This is a genomic window from Hymenobacter sp. (assembly GCF_036388155.1).
Classification (GTDB): domain Bacteria; phylum Bacteroidota; class Bacteroidia; order Cytophagales; family Hymenobacteraceae; genus Hymenobacter.
This window is the reverse complement of sequence record NZ_DASVSI010000074.1, coordinates 16,597-33,676: the sequence shown is the minus strand read 5'-3', so window position 1 is coordinate 33,676 and position 17,080 is coordinate 16,597. Positions and strand designations below refer to the sequence as shown.

At 56.4% G+C, this 17,080-nt stretch carries 18 protein-coding genes; 16 read left to right on the top strand and 2 right to left on the bottom strand.

All coding sequences use genetic code 11. From position 1 onward, the window contains the following. Positions 1-691 precede the first annotated feature (691 nt). The 8 genes from VF629_RS10780 (at position 692) to VF629_RS10745 (ending at position 4,255) form a co-directional block, all read left to right on the top strand. Positions 692-1,012 (top strand): hypothetical protein, encoded by a 321-nt coding sequence (locus VF629_RS10780; protein ID WP_331058484.1) that lies wholly within the window; start codon positions 692-694, stop codon positions 1,010-1,012. Continuing rightward, complete coding sequence (locus tag VF629_RS10775) at positions 1,005-1,400, top strand: hypothetical protein (RefSeq protein WP_331058483.1); 396 nt, start codon at positions 1,005-1,007, stop codon at positions 1,398-1,400. Before VF629_RS10780 ends, VF629_RS10775 begins: the two co-directional genes overlap by 8 nt. A 48-nt stretch (positions 1,401-1,448) precedes the next feature. After that, positions 1,449-1,643: a hypothetical protein gene (locus VF629_RS10770; RefSeq protein ID WP_331058482.1), complete on the top strand. Its 195-nt coding sequence runs from the start codon at positions 1,449-1,451 to the stop codon at positions 1,641-1,643. A 54-nt stretch (positions 1,644-1,697) separates the two neighbouring features. Then, positions 1,698-1,955 carry a hypothetical protein gene (locus tag VF629_RS10765; RefSeq protein ID WP_331058481.1) on the top strand — a complete coding sequence of 86 codons (258 nt, stop codon included), beginning with the start codon at positions 1,698-1,700 and terminating at the stop codon, positions 1,953-1,955. A 46-nt stretch (positions 1,956-2,001) separates the two neighbouring features. Further along, positions 2,002-2,319 (top strand): DUF3846 domain-containing protein, encoded by a 318-nt coding sequence (locus VF629_RS10760; RefSeq protein ID WP_331058480.1) that lies wholly within the window; start codon positions 2,002-2,004, stop codon positions 2,317-2,319. A 48-nt stretch (positions 2,320-2,367) separates the two neighbouring features. Then, entirely contained in the window at positions 2,368-2,523 is a 156-nt protein-coding gene (locus VF629_RS10755; RefSeq protein ID WP_331058479.1) for a hypothetical protein, read from the top strand. 72 nt (positions 2,524-2,595) lie between these two features. Further along, positions 2,596-3,297 (top strand): hypothetical protein, encoded by a 702-nt coding sequence (locus VF629_RS10750; RefSeq protein ID WP_331058478.1) that lies wholly within the window; start codon positions 2,596-2,598, stop codon positions 3,295-3,297. Positions 3,298-3,385: 88 nt separating this feature from the next. Then, positions 3,386-4,255: a PD-(D/E)XK nuclease-like domain-containing protein gene (locus VF629_RS10745; RefSeq protein WP_331058477.1), complete on the top strand. Its 870-nt coding sequence runs from the start codon at positions 3,386-3,388 to the stop codon at positions 4,253-4,255. Positions 4,256-4,259: 4 nt separating this feature from the next. Here VF629_RS10745 and VF629_RS10740 read toward each other — a convergent pair whose 3' ends face one another. Then, positions 4,260-4,490, bottom strand: a complete 231-nt coding sequence (locus VF629_RS10740) for a hypothetical protein (RefSeq protein ID WP_331058476.1) — start codon at positions 4,488-4,490, stop codon at positions 4,260-4,262. Between the two features lie 228 nt (positions 4,491-4,718). Then, positions 4,719-5,183 carry a hypothetical protein gene (locus tag VF629_RS10735; RefSeq protein WP_331058475.1) on the bottom strand — a complete coding sequence of 155 codons (465 nt, stop codon included), beginning with the start codon at positions 5,181-5,183 and terminating at the stop codon, positions 4,719-4,721. A gap of 222 nt (positions 5,184-5,405) precedes the next feature. Between VF629_RS10735 and VF629_RS10730 the strand changes: the two genes are divergently transcribed. The 8 genes from VF629_RS10730 to VF629_RS10695 all read left to right on the top strand — a co-directional run bounded on the left by VF629_RS10730 (position 5,406) and on the right by VF629_RS10695 (position 17,074). After that, the gene (locus tag VF629_RS10730; protein WP_331058474.1) at positions 5,406-5,831 is read left to right on the top strand and encodes a DNA mismatch endonuclease Vsr; all 426 of its coding nucleotides are present in this window, start codon (positions 5,406-5,408) and stop codon (positions 5,829-5,831) included. A gap of 72 nt (positions 5,832-5,903) precedes the next feature. Further along, positions 5,904-7,313 (top strand): DNA cytosine methyltransferase, encoded by a 1,410-nt coding sequence (locus VF629_RS10725; RefSeq protein ID WP_331058473.1) that lies wholly within the window; start codon positions 5,904-5,906, stop codon positions 7,311-7,313. An 89-nt stretch (positions 7,314-7,402) separates the two neighbouring features. Continuing rightward, positions 7,403-8,467 (top strand): IS701 family transposase, encoded by a 1,065-nt coding sequence (locus tag VF629_RS10720; protein ID WP_331058472.1) that lies wholly within the window; start codon positions 7,403-7,405, stop codon positions 8,465-8,467. A 44-nt stretch (positions 8,468-8,511) separates the two neighbouring features. Beyond that, on the top strand, positions 8,512-9,306 hold the full coding sequence (locus VF629_RS10715; protein WP_331058471.1) for a DUF3883 domain-containing protein: 795 nt from the start codon (positions 8,512-8,514) through the stop codon (positions 9,304-9,306). A gap of 1 nt (position 9,307) precedes the next feature. Next, a complete protein-coding gene (locus VF629_RS10710; protein WP_331058470.1) occupies positions 9,308-10,774 on the top strand; it encodes an ATP-binding protein in 1,467 nt (488 codons plus the stop codon). Between the two features lie 12 nt (positions 10,775-10,786). Then, positions 10,787-13,660 (top strand): Z1 domain-containing protein, encoded by a 2,874-nt coding sequence (locus tag VF629_RS10705; protein ID WP_331058469.1) that lies wholly within the window; start codon positions 10,787-10,789, stop codon positions 13,658-13,660. Positions 13,661-13,710: 50 nt separating this feature from the next. After that, positions 13,711-14,664 (top strand): PD-(D/E)XK motif protein, encoded by a 954-nt coding sequence (locus tag VF629_RS10700; protein ID WP_331058468.1) that lies wholly within the window; start codon positions 13,711-13,713, stop codon positions 14,662-14,664. A gap of 19 nt (positions 14,665-14,683) precedes the next feature. Then, the gene (locus VF629_RS10695; RefSeq protein WP_331058467.1) at positions 14,684-17,074 is read left to right on the top strand and encodes an AIPR family protein; all 2,391 of its coding nucleotides are present in this window, start codon (positions 14,684-14,686) and stop codon (positions 17,072-17,074) included. Positions 17,075-17,080: the final 6 nt, after the last annotated feature.

The following is a 17,080-nucleotide window of genomic DNA, read 5'->3' as shown; positions in this document are numbered from 1 at the left end:
CTTAGTTCCTGCGCTCCTCATTCCCTCCGCTTGCTGCGCTCTGGTCGCTTCGGTCATTGCAGCGCCGTACCGCCCCTCTCCCCACCGCACCGATTCTGTAGCTTCCACAGCAACCAAGGAAGCACCCCAACGCCAGCCACACCGCTGCCGGGCCGCGCCAGGCCCGAAAAGGCCTCACGCCACCCGTCAGCACCTCCTGATTCGGTTGCAGGCCACAGGCCGAAAAAGGCCTGCCACCTGCGGGTAAAGCTTACGTTCATGCCACGCAGGCAGAAGCAAGGCCCGCTTCGCGGAGGGTTTCATTGGGGAGAGCCCCAAGCCCCCGTCATCATGCCCAGGCTGGAAAAGCCCGGTCATCCTCCTCGGGTTCCGCAGCCAAAAAGGCCGCTACACCCTCACAAGGCCGGCTCCGCCGAGGGTCCATTGGGGGCTCGCCGCCCCCAAACCCCGGCAAAAAGGCATTTAGGCTTTGTTCAGTCGGCCGCGCCCGGCAACAACAGCACCTATAATTGCACTTTACCGGTCAGGCCAGGCATTAAAAAACACCCTTATTTATCCTTCTTTTGGTTGCGTGTTGTTTGATTTACAAACATTTTGTTTGTATCTTTGGGTAGCAAGTCGGGAAAGACCCGGCTGCCCGCCCTACCCGGAGGCCTACGGCGCGGGGCAACCACGGCTAACATCTACAGCCATGCAACCCAACCAACTTTTGCAGCTCGCCGCTGCCGCCTGGAAAGGCCCCGCCCTGTGCTCGTTCTCGGGCATCTACATTTCTCAATCAGCCGCCACCTATAGCAAGGGCGGCACCTCGTGGCACGTCATGCTCAGCCTAGAGGCACGGCCGGAGTGCCAGCCCTCGGGCGGCTTCGCCGGCTCGTCGCCCTGCCCGTTTGAGGCGCTTCGCAAGGCTTTTCGTGCCATGCGCGCCGCAGCCCCCGGCTATGCCTTCGCGGCCGTGTGGGAGGTTATGAAGGCCGAGGATGAGTTTGCCGGGGTGCCCGCTCATGCCTAGTGTCGCCACTGCCCCAGCCGCGCCCGTCGTGGGCGCGGCTGCCGGCAAGCTGGCCGCCCTGCACGCTACCCTTGCCCGGCTGGAGGCCATGTTTCCGCCCCGCCCCCGGCCAGTACCCCAGCCCGCCCCGGCCCCCATCGCCCCCGCCGCAGTAGCCGCCCGCCAAGCGCTGGCCCGCGCCCATTCGGCCTACTTCGATGCCCGGGCCGCCAAGTATGCGCTGCGCGATGACTACAGTCCCCAGCCGGGCCGCTTCGCTCAGCTGCGCGCCGCCATCATCCGCTGCCGCGAGGCCCAGGCCACCTACAAGGCTGCCGCCGCCGCTTTCCACGCCAGCCCCGCCGGGGTCGCCCTGCAGGCCGCCCGCGCCAGCTACCCCATTTTCTAGCCATCAGGCCCGCGCTGGCATCGGTGCGGGCCACAAAGCCCCTTTTTCATGGAGTACGAACCCACCGAGGCGGAGCTGTGCGCACTCCGCAGCGAAGAAATAGCTGCTGATGAAGCCCAGGCCGCATTCTACGAGGAGCAGGAAGAATGGGAGCGCCAAGCCTGGTACCACCACGAGCAGGAGCAGCAAGAGTGGGAAGATGGTGAATACGAGCAGATGATTTTCGAGGTCGAGGGCTACTAGCCGGCCTCCCTTTTTCACCCGGCATGCCCCAGCGCGGCCACTATACACGCTTTTATGATTGCCCGCCTTGCCCTCAATTTTTTCCAGGTTGCCGCGGCCTGCTTTCCGCTGCCCGGCTGCACGGTGCGCGGCTACGCCTTCGCCAAAGGCACGCGCTTCAATATCACCATCGGCACCCCGCCCGATGCGGCCTGTCCCGGCCACTACCACGGCACCGGGGCCACCTGCTACGAGGCGCTGGCCGCCGCCGTGCAGCTGTACCACGCCAGCGCCCACGCCTACCCGGCCACGCAGGCCGCCGGCACTCATTAACCCACCGGGGCCTCTCGATGCGGGCGGCCCCCTAATCAGCTTCACCATGCCAGTCAAAACCGCCACCACCTACCAGCCTCATCTACTCGACCCGCACAGCGCCAGCCCGCAGCCCGTCAGCCCCGCCAACGGCCGCAGCTTCAAGCTGGCCGAGTTGTATCAGCTGCTCGATTGCCGGCTGGTTGATGTCGTCCGCCTTACGCCCGAACTCATCCTCATCATCGACGACGAGGGCAAGTTCCGCAGCCCCTGCTATGTCAACCTAGTGGCTACCTACCTCTGGTACCACCACCAGCCCGAAGCGCGGGGCGTCGATTCCATTGTAGGCCGCGCCATCCTCTGCCACGACAAGCAATTCCGCTAATCAACCAGGGGCCGGCTCCGGCTGGTCCCGCCTTTCCCTCAGCCCACCATGAAAACCAAGCTATTCCAGGCCTACGGCTACGAAAAGGAAAGCCTCTCCAAAGTCGCTGTGCTCCTAACCGAGCGGTCCGTCAGCCTCACCAAAGCGAAGGCCTTATTCCGCAAATACTACGTGCTGACCTCGCCGGTCACGGAGGCCAGGTAACTCACAACGGTGCAGGGGCCGACCGCCAACAGGCCCCGCTTTTTCATTTCCAATACTCAACTATTTCCCGTTATGTCCACCAAAGTAAAAGCCCAGCGCAGCGCCGACACCGAAGCCCCGGCCGCCCCCACCACTACGGCCGTCGCCGAAAAGCCCGCCCGCGCCTACCTCATCGAGAAGCTGGACGAGGCAACCGGCGAGGTTGCCAAAGTGTCCCGCTTCCGCTACCTGCCCGGCCACCCGCGCCAGGTGCGTTTCGATGCCAAGGCCGGCCAGTTCAACATCGGCGGCACCGTGCCGCTTGGCAATTCGCTCAGCTTCATTCCGCTGGCCTGGCGCATTTTCCAGGATGATATTCTGAACATGGGCCGCAAGCTGTGGGCCGAGCTTTTCTATGCCGACGAGAAGGGCGCTATCTGCGCCGTGCTCTTCCACGGCTACAGTGTCGAAAACCTGTACCGCCTCATCGAGCCGCTTTTTTACGACGACCTGACCCTTGCCGATGTAACGGTAAAGGTGCAGGCCGAGAAGAAGGAGACGACCAAGGACGGCAAGAAAGCCGTGTATTACATCGCCCAGTTCAGCTACGAAGCCGCCGATGCGGCCGAGGTAGCCGCCCGCCGCGACTACGCCCGCGACCTGCCCATCTGGCGGGCCGAAACCTACACCGGTGCCGCCGATATGCGAATCCAGCACGGCTACACCGTGCCCGCCGAAGGCGACGACCCGCACAGCATCGAAACGGACGCCCCGGCAGCTTTGCCTGCCGCCTGATTGCCACGCCGGCCGCCTATCCCGCCCAGGGGTGGGCGGCCCCAGCGGGCCACTACTTCCCAATATTCACCTGTCAGCCATCAACCCCATGTTTCACAATCTGCAAGCTTACCCCGGCCTCACTCAGGAGCAGCACCGCGCCCTGCCCCAGGTTTCCAATACCGACCTCTCCGAGTTGAAAGCCCAGGTACTCGGCCAGCTGCGCAAGCCCAACCCGCAGGCCCTGGCCTTCGGCTCTCACTTCCACACCGCCACCCTGGAGCCGGCCACCTACGCCCGCACTACCGAGAAATGCCCGTGGGAGCAGTTGGAGCAGCTGGCCCGCCAGGTACGCCGCCACCGCTACTGCCGCGACCTGTTATACCGGGGCACCCCCGAGCTGACGCACACGGCCACTCACACCGCCACCGGTGTAGCCGTTAAAATCCGCCCTGACTTACTCGTAATCAGCCGCGCTGGCCGCCGCACCACGCTCATCGACTTCAAAACCACCAGCTGCCAGGACCTGCCGCACTTCCTGGCCAGCGCCGAGCAGTACGACTATGACCGCCAGGCCACCCTGTACCTCGACGCACTAAATGCCGACCGCTTCCTGATTATCGGCGTGCAGAAGAATGCCTCGCACGAAGTTTGGGTATTCGATGCCAGCGCCACGCCCGGCTTCATCGCGCAGGGCCGGAAGAAGTACACGGCGCTGCTGCGCTACTGTGCTTCGCACCCAGCGGCCACCCCGGCAGTACCCGGCCTAAAGCGTCACTGCGACATCTACCGTGCCCGCGACGGCCAGTATTATGCTCGTCTCGAAACGGCCCCCTACAGCGAAAGCTTCGAACACCTGGGGCCTTTCCCCACTGCTTCCGCCGCGCTCAGCTGGTTGCAGGAGTACCGCGCCATCGGCACGGACTTTTTCCTCGATGAGTCAGGCCGTCGCTCTGTGCCGCTGGCGGCCTGTGCGTAGCCTGTTAAGCGTCGGTGCCGGCTGGCTGTATCGGCACGGGCACCGACCGCCGGCCACTTTCGTCCAGGTAGAACTCGTCCTCAATGCCGTGCGCCTGCTGCAGGTAGTCCAGTGCCAGCCCAGCAGCCTCAAACGGGCCGTAAAAGTCAAACTGCTCGCTGTGCGGCGCAGTCTCCAAGCGCACGTAATACCGAGCGTCCCGGGCCTTGAAAATATCGCAGTGTCGGGCACGCATAACTGTTAAAGATAGCATATACCAAAGTTCGCGCTGAATACGTAACTTTGTGTTGCTTCCCAGTGTACCTTACACAGGAAGAACCCGGAAGACATATAATGTCCTCCGGGTGATTCAAGTGGAGGGTGGGGGAATTGAACCCCAGGGCCCAGATGACAAGCCGTGCGCCCCTGCCTAGGCACCCCCCAAACAAGGCCGCCCGCTCCAACGGGTGGCCTTGTTTATTTTTTAGAGAGAGTAACGATTCCTCGTGCCCTCCCGCTCGGATTTGATAACATGCATAGCGCTCAAATCCGAGGCGATTCTGGTAACCTTCCGGCGCACGAACTCCGGCTCAAGTTCTGATTGATGGTCAAGGATATACCCTGCTATCTGAGGTACATAAGCTGGGCCCATTGCAGCTAACGCGTGCAGTACTCTGTCACGCCAGTTGGCATGTGGATTATACGGATGGTTGAGTACTTCTTTGGCGTCAGGGTACCTGTCAAGCAATGACATTTGTCTGCCACTTGACAGGTATTCGTGCTCATCATTCTCTTCTGGCTCCTCGCGCGCAGCAACAGGAGTTTTGCCACCGAGCACATCAATTGCTGCCTGCATCTTGTAGATCTGGGCCTCAATCGCCTGCCTCTGCTCTTCTAACAACTGCCGCTTACTAACCAGCAGCTGTATTGCTTCTTCAAACGGTTCCATGACACAAATATACTAACGTCCGGGACATTGCTAGCATAACGTGAAATAATTTTTAATGTTCCGCCACGACGATAGCTTTGCACCCCTAATTGTCCGGGACAATAATCGGCGTGGACGATGCGCATTGTTCGTAGTTGCATTGAAATCCTCAGCGGGTAATCACATCGGCAAACATTTCTCAAAGAGAAGCACCTCTGTAGATTCTTCTGCGTTTGGTGCATTATGACCGATGTACACTCCTCTGCTACGCGCAGCTATAACATGTCGCAGATTAAGGGCAAGGACACCAAGCCCGAACTGCTAGTACGCCAATACCTACATGCTCACGGCCTGCGTTACCGCCTGCATGACAAAAGCCTGCCAGGCAAACCTGATTTAGTACTGCCAAAATACAAAACCGTCGTGTTCGTTCACGGCTGCTTCTGGCATAAACACCAAGGCTGCCGCTACTTTGTCGTTCCGAAAACACGCACTGACTTCTGGTTGAACAAAATCGGCAAGAATGTTTCTAATGATGAGCGACAGCAAGCTGAGCTGGCCGCAGCTGGCTGGAACGTATTGACCGTGTGGGAATGCGAGTTGAAACCAGCGGTGCGCGAACACACCCTAATGCAACTTTTTTCAACCATAACACGCCAGGCACATTAGCAAATGTTCATCGTTTATGTCGTACTTGCGCGTATATCCTACGGATATACGCCTCGCATAAGCTACCATAACATGAATTATATTGACCTTTTCGCAGGAGCAGGTGGCCTGTCGGAAGGCTTCCACAACGCAGGCTTCCACCCGGTGGCACACGTTGAGATGGACCGTGACGCCTGTGATTCTATCCGTACCCGGCTTGCTTGGTATGAGCTACGAAAGGAAGATAAACGGGAGCTCTACAACAAATACCTGCGCAACCTCATCAGCCGTGATGCTTTATATGGCATGATGCCAAACGGGCTGATGGAGTCGGTAATAAATATGCCGATTGGAGAGGATACCCGCGATGAAATTTTCCGCTTAATTGATGCGCAACGAGAGCTGTTGCCGGAAAACCACCGTCAGATAGATTTGATTATTGGCGGACCACCCTGCCAGACGTTTTCGGTGGCCGGCCGTGCCCGTAAAGGCCGCGAGGCGATGGAAGATGACCCGCGCAGCCGTCTGTACGTGCAATACGCGGAGTTTCTGAAGAAATACAAGCCGCGGATGTTCGTTTTTGAGAACGTTTTGGGGATGCTTAGTTTCCGGAAGAAACAGCAGGTTTCTCTGATTCGGCAGACCTTCCTCGAAGCTGGCTACCACATGGATGTGCGGGAGTGGAATGCCCGCGACTTTGGCGTATTGCAAAGCCGCGACCGTCTGGTCATCATTGGGTGGCCTGTTAACGAGACAAAGTTGGGTTACCCTGCTTTTCGTACCCAACAGCGCGACCAACATACCGTAGGTGAGATTCTGGCCAACCTGCCGCCGCTTACCATTGAAGAAAGCCAGAAAGGGAAACAGGCCAAAAAAGGAGCTGTTAAGCCTGTTTTCAACTATCCGGTTAGTCTTGAAAGGGGATTGGAGTCCGACTACATTATCAACTCGCGCCTGCGCGAAGAATGTCCGGTACTGACCTGGCACGTTGCCCGTCCACACACTGCGTCCGACCGTGATATCTACAGGCTCTACATCGAGCACTGGAATACCTGCGGTGAGGAAAAGCCTCGACTGCGCTACAGCCAATTACCAGGACACTTCCAGTCTCATTTGAATAAAGACGGATTCAGTGACCGATTCAAGGTAGTTGCTGCTGATAAAACCTACTCGCAGACCGTAGTAGCCCACATTCACAAAGATGGGCACTACTATATTCATCCAGACCTAGAACAGGCTCGTTCCTTGTCTGTCCGGGAGGCAGCCCGACTTCAGTCTTTTCCTGACAATTTCTATTTCGAAGGTTCCCGTACGTCCGTCCTGAAGCAAATTGGCAACGCAGTTCCGCCACTGATGGCCACCCGCATAGCCGAAAGCGTCTGGGATGCACTGAATGGTCAGGGTGAGTTCCTGCCTCCTGAATCTCCAATTGGAAAGAACCGCTCCGGCAAAGTAGACCGATTACATGCACCAGCACCCGTCCCACTTTTTAAACAGGATTAAAAACCCAGACAACACCAAGGATAGCTTTTCTTGGTGTTAATTACTGATGTTACGCAGTCGGCTGGTTACGTTAGCCGTTTATCATTTTGATGATGACTTGCACACTCGACCTATATACGGATTATCTGGTGAGTTCCACTGGCCCGACAACGGCCACGGGCTTGTCGCGCTTGTTGGACGGGGCGCTCAGTCACGACCACATCACGCGCTGGCTGCGCAGTACCTCGTTGGGTTCACCGGCCTTATGGCGGCAGGCTAAGCCCCTGATTCGGCAAGCCGAAGCCCGGCGCCAGGCAGAGGAGTTTGCCGTGCTTATCGTCGATGATTCGATTCTGGAAAAGGCGCACACGGACGCCAACGAGTTGATTTGCACGCATTGGGACCATAGTCAGCAGCGCTTTGTCAAGGGACTCAACTTTGTCACCTTGCTCTACCAGGCCGGCGAATTGGCCTTGCCGATTGCCGCCGAACTCGTGGCCAAGACCATACCCGTCTACAACGTGAAGACGCAACAAACCAGCTACCAGAGTGCCTTCACCAAGAACGAATACGTGCAGCAGATGCTGCGCGTGGCCCAGCAACAAGTGGGCTACCGCTACCTGCTGGCCGACAGTTGGTACGCCTCGGCCGAAAACATGAACCTGGTGCGGGCGCTAGGCCACCACTTTCTGTTTGCCCTGGAAAGCAGCCGCACGGTGGCCCTGAGCGCCCAGGCGCGGGCCGCCGGCCAGTTTCAAGCCGTGCAGACGCTGGCTTTTCCCGATAAGCAACCCCTGCGCGTCTATTTGCGCTCCGTCCCAGAGGCGGTGCTCGTGACCAGACAAGTCTTTACGAACAAAGATGGAAGCCAAGGCACGTTATATCTGGTTGGCAGCGACACTAACTTGACGTACTGCCAATTGACCACGATTTATCAGAGAAGATGGAAAGTGGAAGAATACCACAAGTCGCTCAAACAGAACGCCTCCATGGGCCAGTCGCCCACCAAAACGCCCGCTACCCAGACCACCCATTTCTTTGCCGCTCTGCTGGCCTATACCAAGCTGGAAGTGCTCAAACTTCGGCATGGCCTGGGGCATTTTCGCCTCAAAGCCCAACTCTACGCCGTTGGACTAAAAGCCATGTACCAGCAACTCGCCCAACTCACTGCGTAACATCAGTTAATTATTAATCCTGTTGACGAAACGAGCATCTACCCATGCCTGCCGCGCCAGACCGCTCAGCTGTAGCTGTGGTCGCATACTACTTTGCTCGTTTTGATAAAGGTGCTATCCAGAGACTGGGATACTCAACTTGGCGCGAAGCTTACGCTGATGTAAGCGCTAAACTTGACGTGAAGGGCTCGTACGTTAAGAACCGACGGGATGGCTTTGACCCACTTTTTGCTTGGCGCCGTGGCTGGTGGCAACGCCCTCTTTCCACTTCAGAAGCACATATCCACGGTCTGCTGGCTGATGTTGATGAAGAGGCATTGCGCACTTTGGTAGCCCGCCTGTTGGATGGCCCGGACGCGCCAGAGGTTCGCCTTCTGGATAACTTGCTTATTAACGCTCCAGCAGAAAGCAAGCCCCGCCAGCTTCAGACTACCAACCAGCGGTCAATAACTGGTGCTGTTGCGGAAAACCTGTTTATAGAATTGCACAGCGCTGGCCGTAGTAGCTTCACCGGGTCATTAATCGACCGCCGCCAGCATGGAGATGGGTACGACTTCCTATTACAAAATGACGGGCATCCCGACCAGTATATTGAACTGAAGGGAACCGCCGGCCAGAGTGGTGGCGTGTCCTTCACTCCTAAAGAATGGCGGGTGGCACAAAGCGTTGGCATTCGCTACTGGCTTGTGATAATCAGCAGCGTCCACGATGAACCCTCATTACAGGTAATCAATAATCCCGCTGCTTCCCTGCAGCCACGTCAACACTTCTACACCGTGATACAAACCAGCTGGCAGGTACCTGCAACGCAGTTGGCCACTATACCATCTCATCTATGATATGAACTTTACCAATATTCCCTCTGAGGAAACTATTCCGCGCGCTGACTCTATGATGCAGACGCTTCGGGCTATGGGCTACACGCTGGAAACAGCAGTGGCCGATATACTCGACAACAGCATCACAGCTGGCGCCAGACGCATTGCTTTGAAATTTGACTGGCGTGGTGAAGATTCATCTCTCCTCATTGCCGACGACGGCTATGGGATGGATGAGAGCCAGCTTGTCGAGGCTATGCGTCCAGGCAGTCTTCATCCATCCCAGGAACGCTCTGCAGCCGACCTCGGCCGCTTCGGGCTGGGTCTGAAAACAGCATCATTTTCCCAGGCCCGCCGACTTACTGTACTTTCGAAAGTCACTGGTGGTTCTGTAAAATTCCGTTGCTGGGACCTTGACCACATCAACGACACCCGCCGTTGGTGCCTGCTCACCTTCCTTTCCAAAGACAACCTGCGCCACCAGCTTGAACAGCAGCCGCGTGGTACCGTCGTTTACTGGGAGAAGCTTGACCGCCTTACCGGTGGGCTCAACGAAGGCAACGACGACCACCTTGCCGTATTTACCAAGGCCATTACGGATGTGAAGCGCCACCTGTCAATGGTGTTCCACCGCTACCTCGAATCAGGCCTCAAAATCATTGTGAACGAGCGGGAGCTTGAGCCCTGGGACCCTTTTCTTACCGACAAAGAACGATTCGGCGCCGCCAGCCAGGTAGTTTTGGATGAGACGATTGGCAGCGGCCTTGTAAAAGTATTGGCCTATGTATTGCCCCACCACAACCGGCTCAGTACTCCAGTCTTTGACGAAGCGTCCGGTATCCGGGGATGGAACGCACACCAAGGCTTTTACATCTACCGCAACCAACGCCTTCTGGTACCTGGTGACTGGCTCGGCATGTTCCGACGCGACGAGCACCACAAACTGGCCCGCATTATCGTCGACCTGCCAAACACGCTTGATGCTGCCTGGCAGATTGATATTCGTAAATCTGTGGCACGACCACCCGCTCTGCTGAGAGCTGAGCTGAAAAGGATTGCAGCATACACCCGCGCCCATGCGGCCGAGGTGTATCGGGCCCGGGGCCGTAAGTTGCAGCGCAGCATCAACCTCGGGTTTACCCCAGTTTGGAACGAGCGTATCCGCCAAGGCAAACGCTTCTATGAACTGAACCGGGAACACCCGCTTATTCAGGTTATTTTAAAGAACCCGGGCGATAGCAGCGCAATCCATACAGCCCTGCGGCTGATTGAGGAGACTGTGCCCGTTCCGCTCATTGCGCTTAACGAAGCCGAAAAGCCCCGCGACCAAGCACGGCCTTACGAACATGCCGAGGATGAAGTCAATACACTGCTACGCCGGCTATACAGCGACCTGATAGCTTCTGGCCGTTCAGCCGACGAAACCAAAAAGCTCCTCTCTTTAATGGAGCCATTCAGCCACTACCCCCACCTGATTGATTTGCTCTGATTAGCTACTCTGATGCACGAACAAGCCAAAAGTATTGCCATTACGCTGCTGTCTGCTCAAACCAGAGTGACAGCCGAGACCATCCACGAAGCTGTGGAACAGGTATCAAAAATCTTTCCGGGGGTTGACCGTAGCAAGCTCATCATTGAGCTAACAGCTCATTATAGGGTCATTTCACATGATTACCGGATTCTGGAAGACAAAGACGTTTATCAGCCCTGGGTACGAGCTGCGCGTGCCGAGCGTCCGGCTCGTTTCTGGAATCGCTACCGCGACTACCTGCTGTTTGACAAAAAAATGTCACCGGATACCATTAACCAGCTTGACAACCTGACGGATGATATTCTGGACCGCCTGCATGACCCAAAGGACAGCAAGCAGTTTGACCGCCGCGGTATGGTTGTCGGCAATGTTCAGTCTGGCAAAACCAGTAACTATACCGGCTTGGTATGTAAAGCAGCCGACTCTGGTTTTCAGCTGATAATTGTGCTGACCGGGATTCACAGCAGCCTGCGCCAGCAAACCCAGAAGCGGATTGACCAAGGATTTATTGGCAGCCACAGTGAGGACCATAATGTCATCGGGGTGGGTCTGCGCGACCCAAAGGTGGCAGCGCATTCCATCACCACCAGTGCAATAAACGGTGACTTCACACAGGGAGCAGCCCAGGCTCAGGGTATCGCTTTACGCGGGCATGACCCGGTAATCGCCATTGTCAAGAAGAACGCGCACGTACTACGTTCACTTATTAACTGGCTACGTGGATTCGGACAGCCACTGCTCGACGGCAGGCAGCTCATTACGAACCTTCCTATGTTGTTGATTGATGACGAGGCTGACAATGCCTCCATCAATGTTAGCAAAGCGTCCGTCTCTACCATAAATGGCGCCATCCGGGCATTGTTGTCGCTGTTTGAGCAGCGGGCCTATGTAGGATATACTGCCACACCTTTCGCCAACGTTTTCATCCCATTGCTGGATGAGGCTGACTACACTGGTTTAGGCATCAACATTCATAATAAGGGCTATTCCGTTGGGCAGGACCTGTTTCCCCGCGACTTTATTATCAACATTCCTGCTCCTTCTAACTACATAGGCCCGGAGCGTATGTTCGGCCTCGGTGAGCCGGATGACCACGACGAAGAAAAGAACCTGCTTCCTGTTCGCATTCAGATTGACGACTACCAGGACCTGATTCCGGATAAGCACAAGAAGGACGACGAGCCACCCCACGAGCTGCCTGACAGCCTGCAGAGTGCAGTATGTCACTTTATCCTTTCCTGCGCGGCGCGCATTGCACGGGGCCAGCAGGACGAGCACAGTTCCATGCTCGTCCACGTCACCCGCTTTACCAATTGGCAAAACCGACTCGGCAACCTGATTGATGCATTGCTGAAAAACTATCAGGGAGAGTTAGAGACCAACCTCGGCTCACTCGAAAGCCATTTGCAGGAATTGTGGGAAAACGAGTACCGCCCTGTAACCCGTGCCGTGCTAGACATGGATACTCAGTACCAAGACCCGGGCGTCACCGAGCTTACCTGGGAAGAAGTACAGCCCCACCTCTGGCCGGCTGCTTCACGCATTGAAGTGCGTATAGTACACGGCTCTCCGGACCGTAACGCGCCACTGCACCGCCCCCTCAACTATGAGGAGTATGAGCGTAAGGACATGAAGGTAAAGGGACTCTTTGTCATTGCTGTTGGCGGCGACAAACTTTCCCGGGGGCTTACGCTTGAAGGCCTCTGCATTAGCTACTATCTGCGTGCGTCCAAGATGTACGATACCCTGATGCAAATGGGACGCTGGTTTGGCTACCGCCCTGGCTATGTAGACCTGTGCCGGCTGTTCACCAGCGAAGAGCTGATACGCTGGTATCGCCACATTACCCTGGCATCCGAGGAAATGCGGCGGCAGTTCGACGTAATGGCTCACCAGAACAAAACACCCCGCGAATACGGCCTCAAAGTCCGGACGCTTCCTGGTGTGCTACAGATTACCGCCACGAACAAGCTGCGTGATGCATGGCCAATGCGCCTCAGCTATGCTGACACCTTGATTGAAACCTATACATTTGCCCGCGATGCCGCCCGTGCCCGCCGCAACTATGAGGCCACTAACGCAATGCTGAAAAAACTGGGTACCCATGAGCAATTGGGTAATCAGCCTTATAGCTGGAAGGGAGTGCCTGCCGAAGTAGTGCTTGATTTTCTGCGCGCATTCCGTACAGGGCAGGACAATATCAGCCAAGTGCTTTTGACTGACTACATCGGGGAAAAAACACGCGAGGGCTACCTGACCAATTGGCGGGTGGTGTTGATTGAAGCTAAGAAGAAGGCTTCTCCTGATGTTCGACGCTTTCCTTTCCCCATCGGCGCGGGCGGGGCGTCAGTAGAGGTGACCACTACTGCCCGTACCGATTCAACGCCTGCAGGTGCTGAATATATGGTAAGCAAATCCCATATCATCAGTGGTGAGCACGAGTACCTTGACCTCTCGGCCACAGATGCTATGGAAGCACTTGATGAAACAAAAGCTTTTAGAAAAGAACAGTACCAGAAGCAATTAGAACGCCTCAAGCCTGGCTCACCTGTTCCAGACCCGCCCAAGGAACCGGACCGTCCGAGCGGCCCATTCATCCGGGCCCGCCGCCCGCCGGAGGAAGCGCTTCTTCTGCTTTACCCACTGGACCCTTTCGATTACAAGAAGAAAACGCTGATAAAAGGATTTACCGCAGATGCTCCTGTTATGGGTTATGCAATCAGCTTCCCGGCTATTCCCGGCGATGAGGGCATTGAATACATGGTAAATAGTCAGTTCCATCAGGAATTTGACTACCCCGACGAGCTGGACCAAGAAGAGGAAGACGCCGAAGACCAGCTATGATGACGCCCGCCATATTGTGGCAGGAGCTCGAGGACCGCACCCCTGGCCCCGTGCTGCTGACTATGCTTCCCTGCCTGTCAGGCTCGGATGCAGTTCCGGTGTTTGCCGGCTTGTTGCGCAGTGACTCTGACGAGTTACCTGCCCGCCTGCTCATGCTACGGGTACCGCGTTACTTAGCCCGTAATACCCGCATGCGTGACCAGCCCCGCGGCCTTGCGCTGGAACCGGTCGAGCACCCGGATGATGACAGTGTTGCCTATGTATCGCTGCGCCTGACTGAACCCGAACTAGGTGACTTGTTTGCTGTACTGGCCTACGATATTGTAGAAACCATTGCGCCTGAAACAGACAGCACCAGCCAGCTTCAGGCCTTTCTTGACCGAATTGCTGGCTGGCAGGAGCTGTTTGGTAAGGTGCCCACCGGAGGCCTGGGGCCGCAGGCACGGCAAGGACTTTATGGAGAACTGTTTCTGATGCGCCGCCTGCTGGAAACGGGCCTGACAGCAGAGTCGGTAGCAGTAGCCTGGGCGGGCCCGCTACGCGAGCCGCAGGACTTCCGCTTTGGAACCGTAGCCTTGGAAGCAAAGACCACCTCTGGCACCAGCCAAGCTATTCATATCAGCAACGCGGCTCAGCTTGATGATGCCCCGCTGACGGCCTTGTGGCTGTTTCACCTTGCTCTGAAAATTGGCTCAGGCACCGGCGAAACCCTACCCGGCTTAGTTGCTGACCTAGCCGCACTACTCCATGCTGAGCCAACTGCTGCCACTCATTTTCAGCACCGCCTGCAGCTCGCCGGGTATTTCCATGCTCAGGCGGACCTATATGCTACCGAAGGCTTCACAGTGAGCTACGAGCAGACCGTTCGGGTGGCTGGTTCGCTACCACGCTTGCGGGCCTCCGACTTACCTACTGCCATCAGCGAACTGTCTTATGCTATCGACCTCACGGCGTTAGTACCGCACCGGCGGCCTTTCTCTGACCTAATAGACTCTATCAGCTAGATAATTCTTCCACCCACCAATGGCTGAACAGCCCGAACTCCTCCGCTTCCTGGCCGACCTGAACCAGGAAGTACGCACCTTGGCCGACACAGAGTCTGATGAAGCCGGCGCTTCTCTTGAAGAAAAAGCTACTGAGTACCTGACCGGACTGTTGGCTGATGCCAACGAGACCGAAAATGCCCGTGTCTGCACCAGCATCAAGCACAATAAGGCCCGACAGGTGCAGCACAAAATCAACGGCTATGCTCTCAGCGAAGACTTGGAGGAGCTGGCGCTGTTCATCACATTCTTTCAGGAAAACAATGAGCTACGCTCTTTTCCTAAAGACGAGGTAACCAAAGCAGCTAACCAATCCGAGCGGTTTCTGAAAAACATATTCAATGGTTACCGCGAGGAAATAGATGAGTCAGAGTCCATTTTCGAGTTAGCTCAGATACTTTTCGACCACGCAAAGGAGCTGGTACGGGTGAAAATATTCATCCTCACCAATGCACGGCTTACCTCCGATGCCGCCATTCCGAACCGAACGCTGAAAAATGCGGTAGTGCAGTTCCACTTATGGGACCTTGACAGGTTTCATCGCCTGTGGACGAGTCACAACCGGCGCGAGCCCATTGAGATTGACTTTGTGCAGACCCACGGCCAACCTTTGGCCTGTCTGCCAATGCCAGTCAATAACGATGACTACCAGACCTGCCTTGCCATCGTGCCAGGCACATTGCTGGCCGCGCTATACGCTGAGCACGGGGCCCGCCTGCTGGAGCAGAACGTACGTTCTTTCCTCGACTTCACTGGCAAGGTTAACCAAGGCATCCGCGATACCATTCGCAACGTGCCTCACCGCTTTCTAGCCTATAACAACGGCATTGCGGCTACCGCCGAAGTAGCCGACATCCGCCAGGCACCGGGTGGAGGGTGGGGTATTTACCATTTGCGCGACCTGCAGATTGTCAACGGTGGGCAGACCACTGCTGCCATCTTTCGCACCCAGCGCCAAGTTAAGGATGCTAACATTGATGCCGTATTTGTGCAAATGAAGCTCACCGTTCTTCGTCGGCCGGAGGAAATGGAGGAGATAATTCCGCTCATCTCTCAGTTTGCCAACTCACAAAACGGTATCCAAGCCGCCGACCTTTCAGCCAACAATAATTTTAACCGCCAGCTCGAAAAGATTTCCCGTTCATGCTGGGCGCCCGCTGCTGAGGGTTCACCAGCTCAGACCCGCTGGTTTTTCGAACGCGCCAGGGGCCAATACAAAGTGGCGCTTAACCGTGAGGCCAGCCCGTCCCGTCAGACTGCTTTCAAATACCAGAACCCCCGCGAGCAGTTGTTCACAAAGGAGGTAGTGGCCAAGATGGAGCACATATGGGGTGGCCTGCCGTGGATGGTGGCGCGCGGGGCGCAGAAAAACTACGCGGAGTTTCTGAAAAAGAAGCTCGAAAAGAAAAAGGAAACAGATAAAGACGTTCTGCCGAACACAGTTTTTTTTGAGGACTTGGTAGCTAAGCTCATTCTGTTCCAAGCGGCCGATAAAGAGTACGGCCGCGGAGCTACTAAAATCGGCGACTACAAGTTTCTGACTGTTCCCTACGCACTGGCTTGGCTCAACCATGTAACCGATGGCCGGATTGACCTCTTTAAAATATGGAAGCAGCAGGCCATATCAGATGCGCTACGGGATGCCATTCGGCGGGCCTTGCCGACCATCGACAAATTCCTGTTGAAGAATGCGGGCAACAAACTAGTCAGCGAGCGGGCCAAGCAGGAGGACTGCTGGCGTGAACTGCTGGCAATTCCTTTTCCTGATGATAAGTATCAGACCCTCATGGGCCGGCTGAAAGACGACTTGGCCGACCCCAAACAGCAAAAGAAACGCCTCAGTCAGAGCGAAGATGAGTTGGCTGCAGAAGAAAGGCGACAGGAGGAAGAGTCACTACGCGGCTTAGGTTCTGAGGCGTGGGAAGCCATTGAGCAATGGGGGCGCCAGACTGAAGAACTGACTCCTCACAAGCGCGACCGGTGCAATACCATTGCCCGCAGCATTGTCCGCAACCGTGCCCTTACTGACAGCGAGGTTGAAATTGGCAGTAGCATAGTTGACCTGATTCTCGAAAAGGCGCCTCAATTGCTTGAGGACCTGTACAACCGTAGCGCTGCCGCTGAAGCTACCTCCCCAAAATCAGCAACCGCTGTTACGGTTGCCAAAGAAGCCACTTTGGCCGATGTGAATGCGCTTCTAGAATGGGACCGCAAGCAAAAAGTCAAGCGCATCTGGCCCAAGGCCATCGAACAGCTACGAGCCTTTAAAAAAGGCGAGCAGGTATTCAATCAATACTGGCAGAAGCGGGTAGGACTGTGGTTGGACCGGTTCAGAGAATACGGCTTCGACCCTGAGGACTATCGGGACTAAATCTGC

Bases quoted from the DNA above. Each gene is read 5' to 3' on its own strand.
- VF629_RS10780 (WP_331058484.1), top strand. From the start codon at position 692: ATGCAACCCAACCAACTTTTGCAGCTCGCCGCTGCCGCCTGGAAAGGC.
- VF629_RS10775 (WP_331058483.1), top strand. From the start codon at position 1,005: ATGCCTAGTGTCGCCACTGCCCCAGCCGCGCCCGTCGTGGGCGCGGCT.
- VF629_RS10770 (WP_331058482.1), top strand. From the start codon at position 1,449: ATGGAGTACGAACCCACCGAGGCGGAGCTGTGCGCACTCCGCAGCGAA.
- VF629_RS10765 (WP_331058481.1), top strand. From the start codon at position 1,698: ATGATTGCCCGCCTTGCCCTCAATTTTTTCCAGGTTGCCGCGGCCTGC.
- VF629_RS10760 (WP_331058480.1), top strand. From the start codon at position 2,002: ATGCCAGTCAAAACCGCCACCACCTACCAGCCTCATCTACTCGACCCG.
- VF629_RS10755 (WP_331058479.1), top strand. From the start codon at position 2,368: ATGAAAACCAAGCTATTCCAGGCCTACGGCTACGAAAAGGAAAGCCTC.
- VF629_RS10750 (WP_331058478.1), top strand. From the start codon at position 2,596: ATGTCCACCAAAGTAAAAGCCCAGCGCAGCGCCGACACCGAAGCCCCG.
- VF629_RS10745 (WP_331058477.1), top strand. From the start codon at position 3,386: ATGTTTCACAATCTGCAAGCTTACCCCGGCCTCACTCAGGAGCAGCAC.
- VF629_RS10740 (WP_331058476.1), bottom strand. From the start codon at position 4,490: ATGCGTGCCCGACACTGCGATATTTTCAAGGCCCGGGACGCTCGGTAT.
- VF629_RS10735 (WP_331058475.1), bottom strand. From the start codon at position 5,183: ATGGAACCGTTTGAAGAAGCAATACAGCTGCTGGTTAGTAAGCGGCAG.
- VF629_RS10730 (WP_331058474.1), top strand. From the start codon at position 5,406: ATGACCGATGTACACTCCTCTGCTACGCGCAGCTATAACATGTCGCAG.
- VF629_RS10725 (WP_331058473.1), top strand. From the start codon at position 5,904: ATGAATTATATTGACCTTTTCGCAGGAGCAGGTGGCCTGTCGGAAGGC.
- VF629_RS10720 (WP_331058472.1), top strand. From the start codon at position 7,403: ATGATGACTTGCACACTCGACCTATATACGGATTATCTGGTGAGTTCC.
- VF629_RS10715 (WP_331058471.1), top strand. From the start codon at position 8,512: ATGCCTGCCGCGCCAGACCGCTCAGCTGTAGCTGTGGTCGCATACTAC.
- VF629_RS10710 (WP_331058470.1), top strand. From the start codon at position 9,308: ATGAACTTTACCAATATTCCCTCTGAGGAAACTATTCCGCGCGCTGAC.
- VF629_RS10705 (WP_331058469.1), top strand. From the start codon at position 10,787: ATGCACGAACAAGCCAAAAGTATTGCCATTACGCTGCTGTCTGCTCAA.
- VF629_RS10695 (WP_331058467.1), top strand. From the start codon at position 14,684: ATGGCTGAACAGCCCGAACTCCTCCGCTTCCTGGCCGACCTGAACCAG.